Below are 21,912 nucleotides of genomic sequence, written 5' to 3' on the forward strand. Positions count from 1 at the left end.
GGGTTTTTCTTTTGGCCGGCACCTGGCGGTGGAGAGCGGCGCATGCCGCATAATGGTCCATCCAGAACAACAAGGGCGATGACACCGACTTATTCCATCGGGCAGCTGGCTGCAGAATTTGATCTGACCACCCGGGCCATCCGCTTCTATGAGGACATGGGCCTGTTGCACCCCGAGCGCACCGGCGCCGGCGGCAAGCAGCGCGTCTACTCGGCCAAGGAGCGCACGCGTCTGCGCCTGACCTTGCGCGCCAAGCGCCTGGGGCTGAGCTTGCAGGAAGCCAAGGAAATCATTGACCTCTATGAGTCACCGCGCGATACCGGTGTGCAGCTGAGCCGCTTTATCGAGGTGCTGACGGCGCATCGCCAGCGCCTGCAGACGCAGTTGGCAGATTTGCAGGCCAACTTGGCAGAAATTGATGGGCATATGCAGGAAGCCCATGCTTTGCTCGCAAAGCAGCCGTCAAAAAAATAATATATAGTTGACGTGAACGTAAACGTAATGATGCCGCTCTAGCGCCTTGGCGCGCGCCGGCGGCATCGGGTGCGCCATATAGATAGGAGACAAGACCATGTCCGGATTACCAGGCCTGAATTTCCAGTTGGGTGAGGATATCGACGCCCTGCGCGACGCCGTGCGGGAGTTCGCGCAGGCCGAAATCGCGCCGCGTGCCGCCGAGATCGACCGCAATGACCAGTTCCCGATGGACCTGTGGCGCAAGTTTGGCGACCTGGGCGTGCTGGGCATCACGGTGTCCGAGCAATACGGCGGCGCGGACATGGGCTACCTGGCCCATATGGTGGCGATGGAGGAGATCTCCCGCGCCAGCGCGTCGGTGGGCCTGTCCTATGGCGCCCACAGCAACCTCTGCGTGAACCAGATCAACCGCAATGGCAATGAAGCCCAGAAGGCCAAGTACCTGCCCAAGCTGATCAGCGGTGAGCATGTGGGCGCGTTGGCGATGAGCGAGCCGGGTGCCGGCTCCGATGTCATCAGCATGAAGCTCAAGGCCGAGGACAAGGGCGGCTACTACCTGCTCAACGGCAACAAGATGTGGATCACCAACGGCCCGGATGCCGACACCCTGGTGGTGTACGCCAAGACCGAGCCGGAGATGGGCGCGCGGGGCGTGACCGCCTTCCTGATCGAGAAGGGCATGCCCGGTTTTTCGATTGCGCAGAAGCTGGACAAGCTGGGCATGCGCGGCAGCCATACGGGCGAGCTGGTGTTCCAGAACGTTGAAGTACCGGCTGAGAATGTGCTGGGCCAGGTCAATGGCGGCGCCAAGGTGCTGATGAGCGGGCTGGACTACGAACGCGCTGTGCTGACCGGTGGCCCGCTGGGCATCATGCAGTCGGTAATGGACAACGTCGTGCCCTATATCCACGACCGCAAGCAGTTTGGCCAGAGCATTGGTGAGTTCCAGCTCATCCAGGGCAAGGTGGCCGATATGTACACCGTGCTGCAAGCAGGCCGCTCTTTTGCCTATACGGTCGCTAAAAACCTCGATCTGCTCGGAACCGACCATGTTCGCCAGGTGCGCAAGGACTGCGCCAGCGTCATCCTCTGGTGCGCCGAGAAGGCCACCTGGATGGCCGGCGAAGGCGTGCAAATCTATGGCGGCAATGGGTATATCAACGAGTATCCGCTCGGCCGCCTCTGGAGAGATGCGAAACTCTATGAAATTGGCGCCGGCACCAGCGAGATTCGCCGCATGTTGATTGGGCGTGAGCTGTTCGCAGAGACCTGCTGACCGGCTGCGCTGCGCCATCCTGATACCCACACAACAAAGGATAGCCTTATGACTACGACCTCCATCAAAGACCTGTTTGACCACAACCGTTTGTGGGCAGAGCAGATGGAGCGTGACCGCCCCGGGTTCTTCACGGGCCTGATGTCGCAGCAGCACCCCAAGTACATGTGGATCGGTTGTTCGGACAGCCGCGTGCCGGCCAACCAGATCACCGGTCTGGAACCCGGTGAAGTGTTTGTGCACCGCAATGTGGCCAATGTGGTGGTTCCGAGCGATCTGAACTGCCTGTCGACCATCCAGTATTCGGTCGACCAACTCAAGATCCAGGACCTGATGGTCGTGGGCCACTACGGCTGCGGCGGTGTGCTGGCCGCGCTCGAAGGCCTGCGCCTGGGCCTGGTCGACAACTGGACACGCCACGTGCGCGATGTGCGCGACAAGCACCTGGACCTGCTGCAAAGCCTCTCGCCCCAGCACCGCCATGATGCGCTGTGCGAGCTCAACGCCATCGAGCAGGTGGTGAATGTGGCGCAGAGCACCATCTTGCAGGACGCCTGGACGCGCGGCCAGAAGGTGACCTTGCACGGCTGGTGCTACAGCCTCAAGAATGGCCTGATCACCGACCTGGAGATGACCGTGCCGGGCATTGGCGGGCTGGCCGAAGTCCACCAGCGCGCCGTGGCCCTGGTGGCCGAACGCAAGCGCGATTAAACCCGCAAGGCAGCCCTGGGCCCAGGGCTGCCTTTTTTACAGCGCGAGCGGGCCCTGAGATGCCTGCCGCACAAGACCCGAATTCAATCAGGAGACACCCGATGCATGATCCCGTCGTTATCGTTGGCGCAGCCCGTACCCCCATGGGTGCTTTCATGGGCGATTTTGCCGAGCTCTCGGCCAATGACCTGGGTGGCGCGGCCATCAAGGCTGCGGTGGAGCGCGCGGGTGTCGCCCCTGAGAAAGTGGAAGAAGTGCTGTTTGGCAACTGCCTGATGGCCGGCCAGGGCCAGGCGCCAGCGCGCCAGGCCTTGTTCAAGGGCGGTCTGCCCAAGAGCACTGGCGCCGTGACCCTGTCGAAGATGTGCGGCGCCGGTATGGAAGCCACCATCCTGGCCCATGACCAGCTGGTGGCTGGCAGCCGCGATGTGATGGTGGCCGGTGGCATGGAAAGCATGACCAACGCCCCCTACCTGCTCAAAAAGGGCCGTGGTGGCTACCGCATGGGCCATGACAAGGTGTTCGACCACATGATGCTCGATGGCCTGGAAGACGCCTATGAACCCGGCCGCTCGATGGGCACCTTTGGCGAGGATTGTGCCGCCAAGTACCAGTTCAGCCGCGAGCAGCAGGACCAGTTTGCCATTGCCAGCGTGCAGCGCGCTCAGGCCGCCACCGCGTCCGGCGCCTTCAAGGCCGAGATCACGCCGGTGACCGTGTCCACGCGCAAGGGCGATGTGACCGTGAGCGAAGATGAGGGCCCCGGCAAGGCGCGTCTGGACAAGATCGCCGCGCTCAAGCCGGCGTTCAAGAAGGATGGCACGATCACGGCGGCGTCGAGCTCCAGCATCAACGATGGCGCAGCGGCCCTGGTGCTGATGCGCGCATCCACCGCCAAGGAGCTGGGCTGCAAGCCGCTGGCCAAGATCGTGGCCCATGCCAGCTATGCGCAAGAGCCTGAGTGGTTCACCACCGCACCGATCGGCGCGACCGAGAAGGCGCTGAAAAAGGCCGGCTGGAAGGTCGAGGATGTGGACCTCTGGGAAATCAACGAGGCCTTTGCCGTGGTGCCGATGGCGCTGATGGCCGACATGAAGGTCTCGCACGACATTGTCAATGTCAACGGCGGCGCCTGCGCGCTGGGCCACCCCATTGGTGCCAGTGGTGCGCGCATTCTGGTGACCTTGCTGCACGCGCTGCAGGCCCGTGGCAAGCGCCGCGGCCTGGCCACCCTGTGCATCGGCGGAGGTGAGGCCACTGCGATGGCGATTGAAATCATGTAGTCTAGTCATCCTGAAAGAGGAGAAACTATGACGAACGAATCGGTGGGCCCCGGCCCGGGGCAGCTGCAAGCGCAGGACATCGAGTCCTTCTGGCAGGAGCTGGTCTACCAAGAGCGCCACCTGGCGCTGTTGCCCAACCAGGCCTTTGTGGCGCAGGCCAATGAGATGCTGGCCCGCGTTGCCCCCGATTTGGCGCTGGAGCTGGAGCGCTCCGAAGGCAGCCTGTTTTCGCGCCTGGTGTTCAGTGCCCACGGCAATGTCGACCAGTTCGAGAACCTGATGGCCCTGGTGCGTGCCGCTCCCAGCCTGCCGGGCTACAAGGTGCAGGCCTTCCGCAACCGCAGCCCGATCCAGGATTTCAGCATGGCGATGGAGGGCCTGGAGCTCTCCTGCTCGGACGTGCTGGTGGCCCACTACGATGCCGGCGGCATCGTCGGCCTGGAGCTGGGCTTTGAGAAGATCATTGCACCCGAGCAGCGCGAGCTGGCCCAGCACATGGCCTTCATCATGCTGGACCATGCGCTGGGTGAATGGGATTTCGCCGTGCGTGTGGGCCCGGTCGAGGTGGTCGATGGCTTTGCGCCCGAGGTCGCAGGTGTCGGCCCGCTGTCCGCCTTTCCGGCGGTGTTCGATGCCTTTTTGCGCGACAGCCTGGGGCGCAGCTACCGCTTCCCCACGGCAGACGACGACCGCTGGAAAATGCTCGAAGCACGCCGCCGCGATGCGGCAGCCGATGCCGTGCCCGATCTGCTGGGCCTGCGCCTGTCGGCCAATGCCGTGGCCACGCGCGCCGATCTGCCCTACTGCCTGCAATGGACCTTGGCGTTTGAAGACGGCGAGAGCCTGGACCAGGCGCGCGATGCGCAAGAAGGCCTGCAAGCAGCGCTCGAGCGCATGGAGACCGGCATTCTGGCCTACACCCGTATTGAAGGCATGCGCGAGCGCAGCGCCTGCTACTACGTCGATGATGCCGCTGCCGCCCAGCAGCTGCTGCAGCAGCAGGCGGTGGCCCTGCCCGGGCGCGTCGAGGTGTCATTCGATCCGTCCTGGGATGCCTACCTGGCCGTGTATGCGGCAGCCGGCGCTGCGGCGGCTGATGCGGACGGTGACGACCCGGAGGCCGCATGATCGAAACGACGGAGCAACTGCGCGCCCTCTACGCCCAGCCCGCCGAGCGCGCGCTGGCCAAGCAGCTTGGCCACCTCGATGCCCACTGCCAGCGCTTTATTGCGCTGTCGCCGCTGTGCGTGGTGGCCACGGCCGGGCAGGCGGCCGAGATGCTCGATGCCTCGCCCCGGGGCGGGCCGCCGGGCTTTGTCAAATGCCAGGGCGCGCAGCATCTGCTGCTGCCCGATGCCGGCGGTAACAACCGGCTCGATTCGCTCAGCAACCTGCTGACCGATGCGCGCATTGCGCTGCTGTTCCTGCTGCCGGGCGTGGATGAGACCTTGCGCGTCAACGGCACCGCAAAGCTGCGCGATGAGGCCCGCTTTATCGATGTGTTTGACGGCGAGCGCCAACGGCCCAAGCTGGTGATCGAGATCGAGGTGCGCGAAGCCTATCTGCACTGCGCCAAGGCCTTGATGCGCTCGCGCCTGTGGCAGGCCGAGGCACAGATTGCGCGCAGCACCCTGCCGACGCTCAACCAGATGATCCATGACCAGATGGGCCTGACTGCGGCGCCCGAGCCGCAGGCGGACATGGTGGCGCGCTACCAGCAGCAGATTCTGCAAGAACAGGGACAGTGACAACAACCGCCAAGGAGGGCGTGGGAATGGCTGTGATTTTGGTGATTGGCGCCTCGCGCGGCATCGGCCTGGAGTTGGTGCGGGAATATGCGCAGGCAGGCTGGACCGTGCTGGCCACGGTGCGGGATAGCGAGGCCCAGGCGCGCCTGCAGGCGCTGGGCGCGCAGGCGTTCCTGGTCGATGTGCTCCAGCCGGAAAGCGTGACCGCGCTGGCGACTGCGTTGGCCGGCCAGCAGATCGATGTGGCGATGTATGTGGCTGGGGTCATCCGCCGGCCCAACGCCCGCGAGGTGCCGACGCAGGCCGATTTTGATGCGGTGATGCACACCAATGTGCTGGGTGCGATGCAGCTGCTGCCGCAGATCGGCCCGATCGTGGAGGCCAGCGGCGGCGTGTTTGCCTTTATCTCGTCGTCGATGTCGCAGATCGAAGGCGTGGACGACAGCTATTCCTGGCTGTACCGCGTCAGCAAGACCGCGCTGAACATGGCGGTGGCCTCGGCCCAGCATGACTACCCGGGCGCGCGCCTGATTACCTTGGACCCGGGCTGGGTGCAGACCGACATGGGTGGGCAAGAAGCGCCCCTGACCGTGCAGCAAAGCGTGAGCGACATGCGCCAGACCCTGGCCTCGGTCACGGATGCGGACAAGGGGCGCCTGCTGCACCACGATGGCCGCCGCGCCAAGCATTGGTAAGCCCAGCCTGCCAGACCGTGCCAGAACTAGAAAATCCGGAGACCAACCCATGCTTTTGAACGACGACCAGACGATGATCCGCGATGCGGTGCGTGAATTTGCCCAGGCCGAGCTGTGGCCGCACGCTGCGCAGTGGGACCGCGACCATGTGTTCCCCAAGGCGGCCCACCAGGGCCTGGCCCAGCTGGGTGCCTACGGCATCTGCGTGCCCGATGCGCTGGGGGGCGCAGGGCTGGACTACATCAGCCTGGCCCTGGTGCTGGAAGAAATCGCCGCTGGCGATGGCGGCACCAGCACCGCCATCAGCGTGACCAACTGCCCCGTCAATGCCATCTTGATGCGCTACGGCAGTGATGCGCAAAAGAAGCAATGGCTGGCCCCGCTGGCGAGGGGCGAGATGCTGGGCGCCTTCTGCCTGACCGAGCCTCATGTGGGCTCGGATGCCAGCGCGCTGCGCACCACCGCCACCAGGCAGGGCGATGCCTATGTGATCAACGGCGTCAAGCAGTTCATCACCAGCGGCAAGAACGGGCAGATGGCCATCGTCATTGCGGTGACCGACAAGGGCGCTGGCAAAAAGGGCATGAGCGCCTTTATCGTGCCCACCGACAACCCGGGCTACCAGGTCGCGCGCCTGGAAGACAAGCTCGGCCAGCACAGCAGCGATACCGCGCAGATCAATTTTGAGCACTGTGTGGTGCCGGCCGAGAACCTGATTGGCGCCGAGGGCGAGGGCTACAAGATTGCGCTGGGCGCGCTCGAAGGCGGGCGCATCGGCATTGCCGCGCAAAGCGTGGGTATGGCGCGCAGCGCCTTTGACGTGGCCGTGCAGTACGCCAAGGAGCGCGAGAGCTTTGGCACCGCCATCATCAACCACCAGGCCGTTGGCTTTCGCCTGGCCGAGTGTGCCACGCAGATCGAGGCCGCGCGCCAGCTGATCTGGCATGCCGCCAGCCTGCGCGATGCCGGCCAGCCTTGCCTCAAGGAAGCAGCCATGGCCAAGCTGTTTGCCAGCGAAATGGCCGAGCGCGTCTGCAGCGCCGCCATCCAGACCCTGGGTGGCTATGGCGTCGTCAATGATTTTCCGGTGGAGCGCATCTACCGCGATGTACGGGTCTGCCAGATCTATGAAGGCACCAGCGATGTGCAGAAGATTCTGATCACCCGCGCGCTGGCCTGAAGACTTTCGCGCAGACGTACCAAAAACAAACCCGGCGCTGCCGGGTTTGTTGTTTACAGCGCCAGGCGCCGGCCGTCGGCAAACACCATCAGCTCGCCGGGGTGGAAGGGCGTCCACTGCTCGTTGGTGGTCAGCGGCGCGGTCACCACCACGGCCACCCGGTCCTGTGGTGTGGTGCAGGTGGCAAAGTCAATGCTCAGGTCCTCATCGCTCAGCTGCGCCTGGGCAAAGGGATGGGCGCGCTCGGTGTAGCACAGGAAGGTGTTGGCATGGGCCCAGAGCGCATCGCCGTTGGAGAGCAGAAAGTTGAAGGTGCCCTGGGGTGCAATGTGCGCGGCCAGCTCGCGCAAGGTGTGGGTCAGCTCGGCAATGCTGGGCGTGCCGGCATGGGATTTCCACAGCTCCTGCATCAGCCAGCAAAACACATGCTCGCTGTCGGTGTCGCCCACCGGGTGAAAGTGGCTGTGCAGGCGGGGGCGGAAGTCCTTGAGGTCGCCATTGTGGGCAAACACCCAGTTCTTGCCCCAGAGCTCGCGCACAAAGGGGTGGCAGTTTTGCAGCAGCACCCGGCCCTGGGTGGCCTTGCGGATATGCGCAATCACATTGCGGCTGTGGATGGGGTAGCGCCGCACCAGCTCGGCCACCGGCGACTGGACAGCCGGCTGGTGGTCCACAAGCAGGCGCAGGCCACCCTCTTCAAAAAAGGCGATGCCCCAGCCATCGCTGTGGTGGTCGGTATTGCCGGCCCGCTGCGAAAAGCCGCTGAAGCTGAAGTTGATGTCGGTGGGGGTGTTGCAGTTCATCCCCAGCAGTTGGCACATGGCAAAAACTCTTTGAAAACCGTTGGATGGCCCAGTGTAGACCATTCGCCAGCCGCTCAGGGCTTGGGGGCTGCAGGCGGCTGCAACTGGCGCGCGGCAATGCCGGCCAGCACGCAGACCACGGCCAGCATCAAAAAGGTGTCGCGAAAGCCCGCCACCCGCTCGGCCAGCGCAATGTCGATCGCGGGCGACTGGTTGGCGTAGAAGGCCACGCGCCACTCCAGAAAAATGCCGCAGAGACTGACCCCGGCGGCGCCGCCGAGCATGCGCAGAAAGCTGAAGCTGCTCGATCCCTGCGAGATCAGGCTCTTGTCCAGCGGCCGCATGCTGCCCAGGGTCAGCGAGGGCAGGATAAAGCCCAGGCCAACCCGGCCCAGCACCGTATAGCCGATCAGCAGCCACAGCGACGAGCCCGGTTGCAGCACACCCGTGAGTACAAAGGACAGCGCCAGCAGCGAGAGGCCGCCGATCACCAGCCAGTGCACGGGGGTGCGGTCGGCCATGCGGCCGGCCAGCGCGATGACGCCGCCCAGCACCAGGCCGGCGGGCAGCATCGTGGTGCCGACCACCGAGGCCGAGTAGGACAGCCCCAGCTGCATGAACACCGGCAGCAGGTAGGTGGAGCCAAACAAGGCCACGCCATAGATAAAGGCCACAATGCAGCCGGCCGCAAAAGGCTTGCAGGCAAACAGGCGCAGGTCCATCAGCGGCTTGCCGCCCTGGGCCAGCAGGCGCCGCTGCCAGGCGATGAACGCGGGCAGGCAGACCAGTGCAATGGCCAGCAGCACGGCGCTTTGCTGCCAGCCCGTGCCATGCAGCGCCACCAGGCCATTGAGCAGGCAGACGGTGCCGGTGGTGGCAATGGCCAGGCCCAGCCAGTCCAGGCTTTTGCCATGGCGGTCGGCGGCTGCGCCGCCTGGCGCATTGACGGGTACAAACTTCAGCCCCAGCCAGACCGAGGCCAGGCACAGCGGCACCACCATGAAAAACACCGAACGCCAGCCCATCCAGTCGACCAGCAGGCCGCCTACGCTGGGGCCGATGGCTGGCGCCAGCACGATGCCCATGCCAAACAGGCCATTGGCACGGCCCTGCTCATGGGCGGCAAAGGCATGCAGGATGATGATGGCCGGAATCGGCTGGATCACACCGGCCGCCAGGCCTTCGACCACGCGCGCCACCAGCACCAGGTTGTAGTCGCTGCTAAAACCCCCGCCAATGCCGCCCAGCATCAGCAGCAGCACGGCGCCCAGGTAGGTGTTGCGGTAGCCGTAGCGCGACAGCAGCCAGGGCGTGGTCAGCATCGCCACCGTGGTGGCCACCATGAAGGACGAGGTCACCCATTGCGCGCGCGACTGGCCCAGCTGGAAGTGCAGGCTCATCGCCGGGATGGCGACATTGAAGATGGTCGAGGAGATGATCGAGGCCATCGTGCCCACCATGACGCTGAACAGCAGGTACCAGCGAAAGCGCTCCCCATAGAGGCTGCGCAGATCCTGGGAGGTGTGGTGTCGTATCTGCATGGCGTGGGCTGGGCGGATGGGCGCGTGTGGCGAGGGGCCTGGTGGGGCGGCTGCAAGCAGGCCGGCCCCGGGCGTTTGATGATGATCCGTAGTGCTAGGGCTTGTCAGTCACCCCGGTTGGGGCGGGCGCCGGGATCAGGCTGCGCACGGCCACAGACCGGGCAGATGCAGCGCTGGCCCCGCTCGGCAGGGGCCAGGCGCTGCAAGGCCTGGGGATCGATATCGGCGGTCATGCACCAGCACTGGGCAGCCGGCAGGCCCTGGGCGACGGCACAGCCGTTGCTCTGGCCGCACAGGGGGCATTGCTGCGCCCAAGTCTCGCTGCTCGTGCCGGTGCCCAGCATCATGGCGTGCCGGTAGGCGCTGCGGCTGGCGCGGGGCGCGGTGGTGGCAGCGCGTCTTCGGGCCGGGCGGTCAGGCTGCCGGCCAGCAGCTCGGGGATGCGCTCCACCCCCATGCGGAAGCCGCAGGCCTGGGCATGGCCACCGCCGCCCATGCTTTCGGCCAGCGGGATGCAGTTGAAATCCGAGCGCGAGCGCAGGCCGCATTTGGCGCCCTTGGGGCTGGCGCTCCACATCAGCGCAAAGGTGCCGCTTTGCTTGGCGAGGATGTCGCCGACCTGGCTGTGGAACATGCCCGGGGCATTGACCATCAGACCGGCCACGCCGTTGAACACCAGCGGCTGGGCGCCTTCGGCGATATCGCTGCAGAGCTTGAGGTATTTCTCGTCCATCGCGCCGCCACGGGCCATGAAGGCGCTCAACTGGTCGGGGCTGAAGGCCGCAATCTCGGCCCAGCGCTCAAAGCTGCGCGGCTCCATGTCCAGCGCGGCCAAAAAGGCCCCACTCTCGGGGTATTGCCAGCGCCAGATATCGCGGTCTTCGATGTGCAGCACCAGCGCGGGGATCGGGTCCTGGGGGAAGAAGAACTCCCAGGCCAGGCGTGCGCCCGACTTGTTCATGTCGAAATGCACGACGCCGCAGGTGCATTGGTAGCCATTGAGCTTCTCGGCCGCGCTCTTGTGGTGGTCCAGCAGCACCAGCTTGTGGGCCTGGGCCTCAATGGCTGCCAGCAGCTCGGGGCCAAAGGCAAAGTCCAGGATGTAGATCGTGCGGCCTGCGAGCGGCCCCAGGTCGTCCACGGTCTGGATTTCGCCATGGTCCAGGCCGCGAAACTCTGCGTTGCCGGAGAAGAACAGCCAGGCCGCCAGCGCCGCGCCATAGCCATCGGGGCAGTTGCGGCCGTGGTAGAGGATGAGGGGCTGGGGATCGTTGATGTCGGCGGTTACCGGCAGCGAAAGGTCAGGCAGAAGTTTCATGCCGCCATTTTCCGCCAAGCGTATTACCTGAGAGCGACCAGGTACTGCGCGGGCATCGGGTGGAGGGCCACCGGATGCCCGCAAAGCGCCTGTTGCAGGCGCGGACGTTCAAGCCAGCGTATAGGCGGTCTTCACCGTGGTGTAGAACTCCTGCGCATAGCGGCCTTGCTCGCGCGGGCCGTAGCTCGATCCCTTGCGGCCGCCAAACGGCACATGGTAGTCCACGCCTGCGGTGGGCAGGTTGACCATCACCATGCCGGCCTGGGCATGGCGCTTGAAGTGGCTGGCGTACTTCAGGCTGGTGGTGGCAATGCCGGCGGACAGGCCAAAGGCGGTGTCGTTGGCGACGGCCAGCGCTTCTTCATAGTCCTGCACGCGGATCACGCTGGCGACGGGGCCAAACACCTCTTCGCGGTTGATGCGCATCTGCGGCGTGCTGTCCACCAGCAAGGCGGGCTGCATGAAAAAGCCTTCCTTGCCACTGCCGGTGTGGCAGGCAATGCGGCTGCCGCCGGTAGCCAGCACGGCGCCTTCGGCCTTGGCGATTTCCACATAGCTCAGGTCCTGCTCCAGCTGGGCCTGGCTCACCACAGGGCCGATATCGGTGCCGGCGGCACGCGCATCGCCCACCTTGATCTTGGCCATGCGCTCTTGCATTGCCTGCACAAAGGCGGGGTAGATCTTGTCGGTGACGATCAGGCGGCTCGATGCGGTGCAGCGCTGGCCGGTCGAGTAAAAGCAGCTCTGGGCCGACAGCTCCACCGCCTGGGCCAGGTCGGCATCGTCCAGCACCACCTGCGGGTTCTTGCCACCCATCTCCAGCTGTACCTTCTTGCCCGATTTCACGCAGGCCTCGGCAATGCCCCGGCCCACACCGACCGAGCCGGTAAAGCTGATCGCGGCCACATCGGGGTGCTGCACCAAAGCATCGCCAATGATGCGGCCCCGGCCCATCACCAGGTTGAAGACACCGGCCGGGATACCGCTGCGGTGGATGATGTCGGCCAGCGCCCAGGCACTGCCGGGCACCAGGTCAGCGGGCTTGATCACCACGCAGTTGCCAAAGGCCAGCGCGGGTGCAATCTTCCAGGCCGGAATGGCGATGGGGAAGTTCCAGGGCGTGATCAGGCCGACCACACCAATGGGCTCGCGCGTGATTTCCACGCCAATGCCGGGGCGCACCGACGGCAGGCTCTCACCGGCCAGGCGCAGGCATTCACCGGCAAAGAACTTGAAGATCTGGCCGGCGCGGGCCACTTCGCCAATTGCCTCGGGCCGGGTCTTGCCTTCTTCGCGGGCCAGCAGGTCGCCCAGCTCTTCCTTGCGCGCCAGGATTTCGTTGCCGATCTTGTCGAGCGCATCGTGGCGCGCCTGGATGCCCGAGACGCTCCAGGCCGGGAAGGCCGCCGTGGCCGCTGCCACTGCGGCATCCACATCGCTGGCATCGCCCTGCGCGTACTGGCCGATCACATCGGACAGGTCGCTGGGGTTGGTGTTGGGGGAGGTGGTCTTGCCGGGTGTCCAGCTGCCGTTGATCAGGTTGTTGTGTGTCGTCATAGGCTTGCCAGGCGGGTTGGGCCTGGTCTCAAAAAATGGGTGGATGGTGAGGTGGTCGTAAAAACGTTCTCAAGCAGCACGGGCCTGTGCCGCAGCTTGGGACCAAGGCACTTCCTGCAGCGGCTGGCCATCGGCGATCAGACTGCGCAGGTTGGCCAGCACCAGATCGGCCATGGCGCGGCGTGTCTCCTGCGTGCCGCTGGCGATATGCGGTGCCAGCACCACGTTGTCCTGCAGCAGCAGGCCGGGCAGGGGGCGAGGCTCGTCCTCGAACACATCGAGGCCGGCGCCGGCAATGCGCTGGTGTTGTAGCGCGTCCAGCAGGGCCGCTTCATCGACCACGCTGCCGCGCGCCACATTGATCAGAAAGCCCTGCGGGCCCAGCGCTTGCAGCACCTGGGCATTGACCAGGTGGCGGGTGTCGTCGCCACCGGCGGCGGTGATGACCAGAAAGTCGCACCACTGGGCCAGATCCTGCAGCGATGCCATGTAACGGTGCGGCGAATCGCTGACCGGGCGGCGGTTGTGGTAGGCCACCTCCATGTCAAAACCGCTGGCGCGGCGCGCCACCTGGCGGCCAATGCGGCCCATGCCCAGGATGCCCAGACGCTTGCCCGAGGCACGGGTGTAGACGCCAAAGCGTTCGGTAGGCCACAGGCCCGCGCGCACAAAGCGGTCGGCCGCTGCCAGGCGGCGGGCGCTGTCCAGCAGCAGCGCAAAGGCCAGGTCGGCCACGCAGTCGTCCAGCACGCCGGGCGTGTAGCCCACGCGCGCGGACTGGGCGAGGATGGACTGCTGGTCCAGCGCATCAAAGCCCACACCAAAACTGCTGATGCCGCGCAGTGCCGGCAAGGCCTGGATCACCGAGGCCGATGCGCCCATGCTGGCCGAGGTGACCAGGTAGGCAAACTCCGAACCGTGGTCAGCCAGGAACTGCTGCGGGTCCGCTTGTGCGCTCAGCACGGTGGTATCGAATTCCTGGGCCAGATCGGCATCAAGCGCGGGCAGCGGCATCTTGCCCATTTGCAGCACGCGCGGGCGTTGGGTGGCAGTCATGTGTGGAGGGGGCTTTAAACGGAAGGAGCCCGGCGCCCCAGCGGCGTAGTGCAGCTGTGGCGCCGGGCTGGTTAGGCGAGGGCGATCAGGCTTCGACCTTCTTGATCAGTGCTGCCAGCATATCGACTTCCTCGGGCTTGAGGTCAGCCAGCGGTGCGCGCACCGGACCGGCATCGTGGCCCACCAGCTTGGCGCCCGCCTTGATGATCGAGACGGCGTAGCCAGCGCTGCGGTTGCGGATCTTCAGGTAGGGCATGAAGAAGTCCTTGAGCAGCTGGTGCTGGGTGGCGTGGTCATCGGTGCGCACGGCTTCGTAGAAGCGGATGGCGGTCTTGGGGATGAAGTTGAACACGGCAGACGAGTACACGGGCGTGCCCAGTGCCTTGTAGGCGGCGGCATAGACTTCGGCGGTTGGCAGGCCACCCAGGTAGGCCAGGCGGTCGCCCATGGTCAGGTACATGGCCGACATGGCTTCGATGTCGCCCACGCCGTCCTTGAAGCCCACCAGGTTGGGGTTGCGTTCGCAGAGCTTGGCAACGGTCTCGGGGGTGAAGCGGCTCACGCCCCGGTTGTAGATGATGACGCCGAACTTCACGCTCTTGCAAACGGCTTCGACGTGGGCGGCCAGGCCTTCCTGGCTGGCTTCGGTCATGTAGTGGGGCATCAGCAGGATGCCGTGGGCGCCAGCGGCCTCCGCAGCCTGTGCACACTGGATCGCAAAGCGGGTCGGGCCGCCTGCACCGGCGATGATCGGCACCTTGCCCTTGCAGGTGTCCACGGCGGTCTTGATGATGGCGGGGTACTCTTCGGCGGTCAACGAGAAGAACTCACCGGTGCCGCCGGCGGCGAACAGCGCGCTGGCGCCAAACGGGGCCAGCCATTCCAGGCGCTCGGCATAGCCTTTGGCATTGAAGTTGCCTTGTGCATCAAAGTCGGTGACGGGGAAGGACAGCAGTCCGGAACTCATCACGTTCTTCACATCCTGGGGGCTCATGGTGCTCATATCAAACTTTCAAAGAAAAGAGAGGGAATCGACAGTGCCAAATCCGGGCGGCTCAATCGAGCTGCAGATTGGCGGTTTGAACGACCGTGCGCCAGCGCTGGCGTTCGGCCTTGAAAAATTGGTCAGTCTCGGCCGGCGTCATCGTGACCACCTCGGCGCCCTGGCCGGTCAGGCGCGAGCGCACCTCGGGCGAGCGAATGGCGGTCAGCAGCGCCTGGTTCACCTTCTGGATCACCGCTTCTGGCGTTTTGGCCGGCAGTACCACGCCTTGCCAGGTGCCCGAGGCAAAGCCGGCTGCGCCTTGTTCGGCCAAGGTCGGCACATCGGCGATCAGCGGCATGCGGGTGTTCTTGGAGATGCCCAGCAGCTTCAGCTTGCCGCTTTGTACATGCGGGTAGGTGGCGAGCATGCCGTTCATCAGCACCTGGGTTTGGCCTGCTACCGTGTCCTGCACCGATTGCACGCCGCCCTTGTAGGGCACATAGACCCACTTGGCGCCCGTCAGCCGGGCCAGCTCGACACCGGCCAGGTGCGGCGCGCTGCCGGTGGCGGTGACGGCAAAGTTCAGGTCCTGCTTCTTGGACAGCGCCACCAGCTCCTGCAGATTGCTGGCCTGCACCGATGGGTGCACCACCAGCATGTGCGGCGAGTAGGCCAGCATGGCGGCGCCGCGCAGGTCCTTGCTCGGGTCAAAGCTGAGCTTGGTGTAGATCGATGGCGAGATCGCGAGCGCTCCCAGGTCGCAGAGCAGCCAGGTGTAGCCATCGGGCTGGGCGCGGGCGACAAACTCGGCCCCCAGGTTGCCGTTGGCACCGGGCTTGTTGTCGATCACCACCGTTTGCTTGAGCTCTTGCGAGATCAGCTGGCCAATCGAGCGGGCAATGATGTCCGAGCTGCCGCCGGGTGGGTAGGGAACGATCAGCCGGATCGGCTTGCTCGGCCAGGCATCAGCCGCCAACAACGGAGTCGATAACAAGCTACCGGCAGCCAGGGCCAGCGCTGAATAGATCAGGTGCGAACGGCGATGCATATGTCTCTGTCTCCTTTTTAGATATAAGACATCATACAACTCAAAATGCTGATCGCCAAGTATTGCTTGACTAGGGGAAACGCTTGGCTGGGAGTTGGGGCCGGGATTCAGGCTGTTTTTCGCGGCCTTGGCGCGGGTGCTGTGGCAGGCCCGGTGATGCGCCAGGGCGGCGTGGCTGGCGCTTTTGTGGGCGGTGTTGAGCGGGTGATGGCAGCAGCCCGGCGCGGGGCTGCTGCGCGGCTTAGCGCTTGCTGTCCGGCGCGCCGGCTGCTTGCTGCTCCTGGGCCAGGCGCTGGGCCAGGCGCAGTCGTTCGCGCGAGTTGGTCAGGTGGATGCGCATGGCGGCGCGGGCCGAGTCCGCATCCTGGCGCTCGATCGCAGAGAAGATTTCTTCATGCTCGCGGTTCACGCGCTTGAGGTAGTCCGGGTCGCGCGTGGGGATGTGGATCGAGGCAATCCGGTTGCGCGGAATCAACATCGAGCCAAAGTGCTGTAGGATCTCCTGGAAGTAGCGGTTGCCCGTCGCCTTGGCAATGCTGAGGTGGAAGTCCAGGTCATGGCTCACGGTCTCGCGGCCCAGCGCAAAGTTCTGCTCAAAGGCCTGCAGCGCAGTGCGCATCGCGCGCAGATGCGGCTCCTGGCGCCGGGGCGCTGCCAGGCCCGCCGCCTCGGTCTCCAGGCTGATGCGCAGCTCCAGCACCGCCAGCACGTCGACCGATTCACTCAGCTCATGGGCGCTCAGCACCATGCCCGGTGTGCTGCGCGCGGGCAGCACAAAGGTGCCGATGCCGTGCTTGGTCTCGACTAGGCCCGAGGCTTGCAGCTTGGACAGCGCCTCGCGCACCACCGTGCGGCTGACGTCATAGCTGCGCACCAGTTCGGTCTCGGTGGGTAGCTTGTCGCCCTCTTGCAACAGGCCTTGGCGGATCTTGTTTTCAAACTCTTCCGACAGCAAGTTGGCCAGGCTGCGGCTGCCTTTGGCGGCACGGCTGCCGCGCAGGCTGGCGGCGGAGTCTATGGCTATCGATGGGGGTGTAGCGAGTTCCGAGGGGCTTTTAAGCATGGCTGTGATCCGGCAGAACGTGGGTCTGGCCGTTGGCATTCGCGGCACGGCAACCGTAGCAAATGGCATCCGGGGCGGATGCCATTGACGGGGATGCGGGTAATTCCGAGGGGCTTTTAAGCATAGCTGTGATCATAATTCACACCTGTCATCAGACAACACATGACTGATGCCTTGTTGTAACCTACTTTCCAATCATGCTCAAGCTTTTCTCGAAAACCACCGTATGTGCCGTCACTCTGCTGGCTGCTTCCCTGGCGCAAGCACAGACCTCCACGCTGGAGAAGATCAAGCAAAACGGCGCGATCACCATCGGTGCGCGCGACATGTCCGTGCCCTTCAGCTACAAGGTCAATGGCAATGCGGACCCCATCGGCATGATCAATGACATCTGCCTGAAGGTCGCAGAGGCGGCGCAAAAGGCGGCCGGCTTGCAGAAGATGGAAATCAAGTACCTGATCACCACGCCCACCAGCCGCATTCCGCTGATCCAGAACAACACTGTCGACCTGGACTGCACACCGGTGACCAACACCATCGCGCGCCAGGAGCAGGTCTCCTTCTCGCCGAGCTACTTCTCGGCCAACGTGACCCTGGCCGTGCGCAAGGACTCGGCAGTCAAGGGCATTGCCGATCTGCAAAACCGCAATGTGGCCACGGTGACCGGCACCACCTCGATCCAGCTGCTGCGCGCCTACAAGAAGGCCCAGAACGTGAAGTTCAACGAGGTCTATGGCAAGGACCCGTCCGAAGCCTTTGTGATGTTTGAATCGGGCAAGGCCGACGCCTTTGTGCTCGATGACGTGCAACTGGCCAGCTTTATCGCCACCTCGCCCCAGCGCGACCAGTACGTGATCCTGAACGAGCCGCTGCGCACCGAGCCCTATGGCGTGATGCTGCGCAAGGATGACCCGACGTTCAAGAAGCTGGTCGATGACACCGTCTACGCGATGATCAAGTCCGGCGAGATGGAAGCGCTCTACCAGAAGTGGTTCATGACCACGATCCCACCGCGCAACGTGAACATCAACTTCCCGCTCAGCGATTCGACCAAGGCGCTCTACGCCAACCCCAATGACAAGGGCATCTAAGAGACACCGAGCGATTGCGAATTTATGTTGAAGCTAAGTCAAAAAGTCGAGAGCCTGCCATCGTCGCCGAGCATGGCGATTTCCTCGCAGGCCAAGAAGATGAAGTCCGAAGGCATCGATGTCATCGACCTGAGCATTGGTGAGCCTGATTTCAATACGCCCGAGCACATCATCGATGCAGCGATGGCGGCGGCCAAGGCCGGTGCCACCAAGTACACGGTGCCGGCCGGCACCGAGAGCCTGCGCAAGGCGATTGCGCAGAAGTTCAAGCAGGACAACGAACTCGACTACTCCGTGGCCGAGATCACCACCGGTGTCGGCGCCAAGCAGCTGATCTTCAATGCCTTCATGGCAACCCTGGAGAGCGGTGATGAGGTCGTGGTGCCCACGCCTTGCTGGGTGTCCTATGGCGACATCGTGGCGCTGCATGGCGGCGTGCCGGTCTATGTGCCTTGCTCCGAGGCAGTGGGCTTCAAGCTCACGCCCGAGGCCCTGCGCCAGAGCATCACAGCTAAGACCCGCTGGTTGATCATCAACAGCCCTGGCAACCCCACCGGCGCGGTCTACAGCCGCGCCGAGCTGGAGGCGCTGGGCGAGGTGCTCAAGGACTTCCCCGATGTGCTGGTCATGTCCGACGAGATCTACGAGCACATCATCCTGACCGGTGTGCCCTTTGTCTCGTTCGCCCAGGCCTGTCCTTATCTGAAGGACCGCATGCTGATCATCAACGGCGTCTCCAAGTCGTACGCGATGACCGGCTGGCGCATTGGCTATGCGGCAGGCCCCGAGAAGTTGATTGGCGGCATGAACAAGCTCGAATCGCAAAGCTGCACCAGCGCAACCTCGGTGGCACAGGCCGCTGCGCAAGCAGCCTTGCTGGGCGACCAGGACTGCGTGCGCCAGGCGCGCCAGACCTTTGTGGACCGGCTCGAGACCATCCGCCGCGAGCTGGCCATCGTGCCTGAGCTGACCCTGTCGTCGGTGCCCGATGGCGCCTTCTACCTGTTCCTCGGCTGCCAGAGCCTGATCGGCCGCCGCACGGCCGACGGCAAGGTGCTGGACAGCGATGCTGCGGTGTCGGGCTTTTTGCTCAACGCCGCCAAGGTGGCGACCGTGCCGGGCGCTGCCTTTGGCATGTCGCCTTATGTTCGTCTGTCGTTCGCCACCGACCCTGCGCTGGTGGTGAAGGCACTGAAGAACATCCGTTCTGCCATTGACGGCCTGGCACAAGGCTGAGCACCCAAGGCGCTTTTCATAAGCGCCTTTTTTTATGGAAAAGGAGCAGCAGATGCAGGCACAAAACCCCCCGCTGCAACGCTTGCTGTTGACTGGTGCTGCCGGCGGCCTGGGCCAGGTGCTGCGCCAGCGTCTGCGTGGCCTGGCGCCCGTCTTGCGCGTGTCCGACATCGCCGGCATGGGCGCGCCACGGGATGCACAAGAAGAAGTCAACACCTGCGACCTGGCCGACAAGCAGGCGGTAGATGCGATGGTTGCCGGCTGCGACGCCATCGTGCACCTGGGCGGTGTGTCGGTGGAGCGGCCTTTTGAAGAGGTGCTGGAGGCCAATATCAAAGGCATCTTCCACCTCTACGAGGCCGCGCGCCGCCACGGCGTGAAGCGCATTGTGTTTGCCAGCTCCAACCATGTGATCGGCTTTTACCAGCAAAGCGAAAAGATCGACGCCCATGCGCGCCGCCGACCCGATGGCTACTACGGCCTGTCCAAATCCTTTGGCGAGGACATGGCGAGCTTTTACTTTGACCGCTACGGCATCGAGACGGTGAGCATACGCATTGGCTCGTCCTTCCCCGTGCCCAAGGACCGGCGCATGATGCACAGCTGGCTGAGCTATGACGACCTGGTGCAGCTGGTCGAGAAGAGCCTGTTCACCCCGAACGTCGGCCATACCGTCGTCTACGGCGCATCGGCCAACCGCGATCTCTGGTGGGACAACCATGCCGCCGCGCACCTGGGCTTTGTGCCCAAGGACAGCTCCGAGCCCTGGCGCGCCCAGGTGGAGGCACAACCCGCCCCTGCGGCCAATGACCCGGTCGCCGTTTTCCAGGGCGGCGCCTTCACCGCCCAAGGCCCCTTTGGCGATGCGCCGGAGCAGCCTGCATGACAGCCGCTGAGCTGGTGCTCGACGCCCGCAACGCCACCGGCGAAAGCCCTGTGTGGCGTGCGCAGGAGGCTGCGCTGTACTGGGCCGATATACCGCGCGGCCTGCTGCAGCGCTGGCAGCCCGGGCAGCGCAGCGCCACGCAGTGGCAGCTGCCGCAGATGCTGGCCTGCATGGCCGCCTGGCAGGGCGAGCCGCGCAGCTGGATTGCCGGCTTGGAAGACGGCATTTACCAGGTGACGCTGGGCGATGGTGAGGCGCACACCCAACCACTGGCTGCCGTCGACCACGCTATGCCGGGCATGCGCTTTAACGATGGGCGCTGCGACCGCCAGGGCCGCTTTGTGGCCGGCACCATGCTGATGGACATGGCGGCTGCGCAGCCGGTGGGCAAGCTCTACCGTTTTGGGGCCGATGACCTGGCGGCAGGCCGGGCGCAGGACCTAGAGCTGGGCCCGCTGATCACGCCCAACGGCCTGGCCTTCAGCCCCGATGGCCGGACCATGTACCTGTCGGATTCGCACCCCAGTAGCCAGCAGATCTGGGCCTTTGACTACGACACGGGCAGCGGCACGCCGCACAAGCGCCGCCTTTTTGTCGATATGACGAACCTGCCGGGCCGGCCCGATGGCGCGGCCATCGATGTGGACGGCTGCTACTGGATCTGCGGCAATGACGCCGGTCTGGTGCACCGCTTCCGGCCCGATGGGCAGCTGGACCGCTCGCTGCCGCTGCCGGTCAAAAAGCCGGCGATGTGCGCCTTTGGCGGACCGGCGCTGGATGTGCTCTATGTCACATCGATACGGCCCGAGGGCATCGATCTGTCGGACCAACCGCTGGCCGGTGGCGTGTTTGCGCTGCGCCCAGGCGTTTCAGGAATGGAGGAGACGGAATTTCGGCCCCTGTAAACAGGCGAGGTGTGTGTGACCCAGAGACCCGGAAACCATCCGGGCATGTTCCCCAACCACAGAGATAACGAGGTAGACAAATGCGACTTTCCACTCTCAGTGCAGCGCTGGCTGCCGGTCTGCTGGCGCTCAGCGCGCAGGCCACTGAATTTCGTTCATCGGATATCCACCCGGACGACTACCCGACCGTGCAGGCGGTGAAGTTCATGGGCGAGCGCCTCAAGGCGCTGTCAGGCGGCAAGCACAGCATCCGCGTCTACCCGAACGGGGCGCTGGGGGGCGAGAAGGAAACCATCGAGCAGGCCAAGATTGGTGCGCTGGCGATGGTGCGGGTCAATGTGGGCGCGATGAACAATGTCTGCAACGAGACCGTGGTGCCCACCATGCCCTTCCTGTTCCGCTCGGTGGAGCATATGCACAAGGTGCTCGATGGCCCCGTGGGCGAAGAGATCCTCAAAGCCTGCGAAAAACAGGGCTTCATCGGCCTGGGCTTTTACGACAGTGGTGCGCGCTCGATGTTCACTGCCAAGCGGCCGGTCAAGAGCCTGGCCGACATGAAGGGCATGAAGGTGCGGGTGCAGCAGTCCGATCTCTGGGTGAGCATGCTCGAAGCGATGGGCGCCAATGCGACGCCGATGCCGATGGGCGAGGTCTACACCGGGCTGAAGACCGGCCTCATCGATGCGGCCGAAAACAACTACCCGACCTTCGAGAGCTCGCGCTCGTTCGAAGTCGCCAAGTACTTCAGCAAGACCGAGCACTCGATGGCGCCGGAGATTTTGCTGTTCTCCAAACGGACCTTTGACAAGCTCTCGCCCGAGGAGCAGCGCTGGGTGCGCCAGGCTGCCAAGGAGTCGGTGCCCTATATGCGCAAGCAGTGGGCCGAGCGTGAGGCCAAGTCGCTCGAGGTCGTGAAGGCGGGCGGCGCCGAGATCATCGAGGTGGACAAGGCCCCGTTCCAGGCGGCGATGCGGCCGGTGTATGACAAGTTCATCACCGATGCCAAGCTGAAAGACCTGGTCAAGCGTGCGCAGGAAACGCCTTGATCCGCCG

The 21,912-nt window shown here is 64.5% G+C and carries 22 protein-coding genes; 13 read left to right on the forward strand and 9 right to left on the reverse strand.

What is annotated here, in order from left to right; all coding sequences use genetic code 11:
* Positions 1-78: 78 nt before the first annotated feature.
* The 8 genes from H928_RS0101955 (at position 79) to H928_RS0101990 (ending at position 7,370) form a co-directional block, all read left to right on the forward strand.
* The gene (locus H928_RS0101955) at positions 79-474 is read left to right on the forward strand and encodes a MerR family DNA-binding transcriptional regulator (RefSeq protein ID WP_021024981.1); all 396 of its coding nucleotides are present in this window, start codon (positions 79-81) and stop codon (positions 472-474) included.
* Positions 475-571: 97 nt separating this feature from the next.
* The gene (locus H928_RS0101960) at positions 572-1,753 is read left to right on the forward strand and encodes an isovaleryl-CoA dehydrogenase (RefSeq protein WP_021024982.1); all 1,182 of its coding nucleotides are present in this window, start codon (positions 572-574) and stop codon (positions 1,751-1,753) included.
* Between the two features lie 48 nt (positions 1,754-1,801).
* Positions 1,802-2,464, forward strand: a complete 663-nt coding sequence (can, locus tag H928_RS0101965) for a carbonate dehydratase (RefSeq protein WP_021024983.1) — start codon at positions 1,802-1,804, stop codon at positions 2,462-2,464.
* 101 nt (positions 2,465-2,565) lie between these two features.
* Entirely contained in the window at positions 2,566-3,747 is a 1,182-nt protein-coding gene (locus tag H928_RS0101970; RefSeq protein ID WP_021024984.1) for an acetyl-CoA C-acyltransferase, read from the forward strand.
* Between the two features lie 27 nt (positions 3,748-3,774).
* On the forward strand, positions 3,775-4,875 hold the full coding sequence (locus H928_RS25765) for a hypothetical protein (protein WP_021024985.1): 1,101 nt from the start codon (positions 3,775-3,777) through the stop codon (positions 4,873-4,875).
* The gene (locus H928_RS0101980) at positions 4,872-5,495 is read left to right on the forward strand and encodes an MSMEG_1061 family FMN-dependent PPOX-type flavoprotein (protein WP_021024986.1); all 624 of its coding nucleotides are present in this window, start codon (positions 4,872-4,874) and stop codon (positions 5,493-5,495) included. The genes H928_RS25765 and H928_RS0101980 overlap by 4 nt, the downstream gene beginning before the upstream one ends.
* 26 nt (positions 5,496-5,521) lie before the next feature.
* Positions 5,522-6,190 carry an SDR family oxidoreductase gene (locus H928_RS0101985; protein ID WP_021024987.1) on the forward strand — a complete coding sequence of 223 codons (669 nt, stop codon included), beginning with the start codon at positions 5,522-5,524 and terminating at the stop codon, positions 6,188-6,190.
* Positions 6,191-6,239: 49 nt separating this feature from the next.
* A complete protein-coding gene (locus H928_RS0101990; RefSeq protein ID WP_021024988.1) occupies positions 6,240-7,370 on the forward strand; it encodes an acyl-CoA dehydrogenase family protein in 1,131 nt (376 codons plus the stop codon).
* Positions 7,371-7,423: 53 nt separating this feature from the next.
* On the opposite strand, the gene H928_RS0101995 is transcribed toward H928_RS0101990, so the two are convergent.
* The 9 genes from H928_RS0101995 to H928_RS0102035 all read right to left on the reverse strand — a co-directional run bounded on the left by H928_RS0101995 (position 7,424) and on the right by H928_RS0102035 (position 16,741).
* Positions 7,424-8,191 carry a class II glutamine amidotransferase gene (locus H928_RS0101995; RefSeq protein WP_021024989.1) on the reverse strand — a complete coding sequence of 256 codons (768 nt, stop codon included), beginning with the start codon at positions 8,189-8,191 and terminating at the stop codon, positions 7,424-7,426.
* Between the two features lie 56 nt (positions 8,192-8,247).
* Complete coding sequence (locus H928_RS0102000) at positions 8,248-9,714, reverse strand: DHA2 family efflux MFS transporter permease subunit (protein ID WP_021024990.1); 1,467 nt, start codon at positions 9,712-9,714, stop codon at positions 8,248-8,250.
* A 104-nt stretch (positions 9,715-9,818) separates the two neighbouring features.
* A complete protein-coding gene (locus tag H928_RS0102005; RefSeq protein ID WP_021024991.1) occupies positions 9,819-10,061 on the reverse strand; it encodes a cysteine-rich CWC family protein in 243 nt (80 codons plus the stop codon).
* Positions 10,058-11,032: a DHH family phosphoesterase gene (locus tag H928_RS25770; protein ID WP_021024992.1), complete on the reverse strand. Its 975-nt coding sequence runs from the start codon at positions 11,030-11,032 to the stop codon at positions 10,058-10,060. Before H928_RS25770 ends, H928_RS0102005 begins: the two co-directional genes overlap by 4 nt.
* Positions 11,033-11,140: 108 nt before the next feature.
* Positions 11,141-12,589, reverse strand: a complete 1,449-nt coding sequence (locus H928_RS0102015) for an aldehyde dehydrogenase family protein (RefSeq protein ID WP_021024993.1) — start codon at positions 12,587-12,589, stop codon at positions 11,141-11,143.
* A 69-nt stretch (positions 12,590-12,658) separates the two neighbouring features.
* Positions 12,659-13,645: a 2-hydroxyacid dehydrogenase gene (locus tag H928_RS0102020; RefSeq protein ID WP_021024994.1), complete on the reverse strand. Its 987-nt coding sequence runs from the start codon at positions 13,643-13,645 to the stop codon at positions 12,659-12,661.
* Between the two features lie 85 nt (positions 13,646-13,730).
* Positions 13,731-14,639: a 5-dehydro-4-deoxyglucarate dehydratase gene (gene kdgD, locus H928_RS0102025; RefSeq protein ID WP_027010435.1), complete on the reverse strand. Its 909-nt coding sequence runs from the start codon at positions 14,637-14,639 to the stop codon at positions 13,731-13,733.
* Positions 14,640-14,700: 61 nt separating this feature from the next.
* Positions 14,701-15,678 (reverse strand): tripartite tricarboxylate transporter substrate binding protein, encoded by a 978-nt coding sequence (locus H928_RS0102030; protein WP_021024996.1) that lies wholly within the window; start codon positions 15,676-15,678, stop codon positions 14,701-14,703.
* Between the two features lie 241 nt (positions 15,679-15,919).
* On the reverse strand, positions 15,920-16,741 hold the full coding sequence (locus tag H928_RS0102035) for a FadR/GntR family transcriptional regulator (protein ID WP_021024997.1): 822 nt from the start codon (positions 16,739-16,741) through the stop codon (positions 15,920-15,922).
* A 197-nt stretch (positions 16,742-16,938) separates the two neighbouring features.
* On the opposite strand from H928_RS0102035, the gene H928_RS0102040 reads away from it, so the two are divergent.
* The 5 genes from H928_RS0102040 (at position 16,939) to H928_RS0102060 (ending at position 21,905) form a co-directional block, all read left to right on the forward strand.
* A complete protein-coding gene (locus H928_RS0102040) occupies positions 16,939-17,832 on the forward strand; it encodes an amino acid ABC transporter substrate-binding protein (protein WP_021024998.1) in 894 nt (297 codons plus the stop codon).
* Between the two features lie 24 nt (positions 17,833-17,856).
* Positions 17,857-19,068 (forward strand): pyridoxal phosphate-dependent aminotransferase, encoded by a 1,212-nt coding sequence (locus H928_RS0102045; protein ID WP_021024999.1) that lies wholly within the window; start codon positions 17,857-17,859, stop codon positions 19,066-19,068.
* Positions 19,069-19,120: 52 nt separating this feature from the next.
* On the forward strand, positions 19,121-19,954 hold the full coding sequence (locus H928_RS0102050) for an NAD(P)-dependent oxidoreductase (protein ID WP_027010436.1): 834 nt from the start codon (positions 19,121-19,123) through the stop codon (positions 19,952-19,954).
* Positions 19,951-20,859 (forward strand): SMP-30/gluconolactonase/LRE family protein, encoded by a 909-nt coding sequence (locus H928_RS0102055; RefSeq protein WP_021025001.1) that lies wholly within the window; start codon positions 19,951-19,953, stop codon positions 20,857-20,859. The genes H928_RS0102050 and H928_RS0102055 overlap by 4 nt, the downstream gene beginning before the upstream one ends.
* An 80-nt stretch (positions 20,860-20,939) precedes the next feature.
* Positions 20,940-21,905, forward strand: a complete 966-nt coding sequence (locus tag H928_RS0102060) for a TRAP transporter substrate-binding protein (RefSeq protein WP_021025002.1) — start codon at positions 20,940-20,942, stop codon at positions 21,903-21,905.
* Positions 21,906-21,912: the final 7 nt, after the last annotated feature.

This window comes from Comamonas sp. B-9, assembly GCF_000410635.1.
In the GTDB taxonomy this organism is placed as follows: Bacteria; Pseudomonadota; Gammaproteobacteria; order Burkholderiales; family Burkholderiaceae_C; genus Comamonas.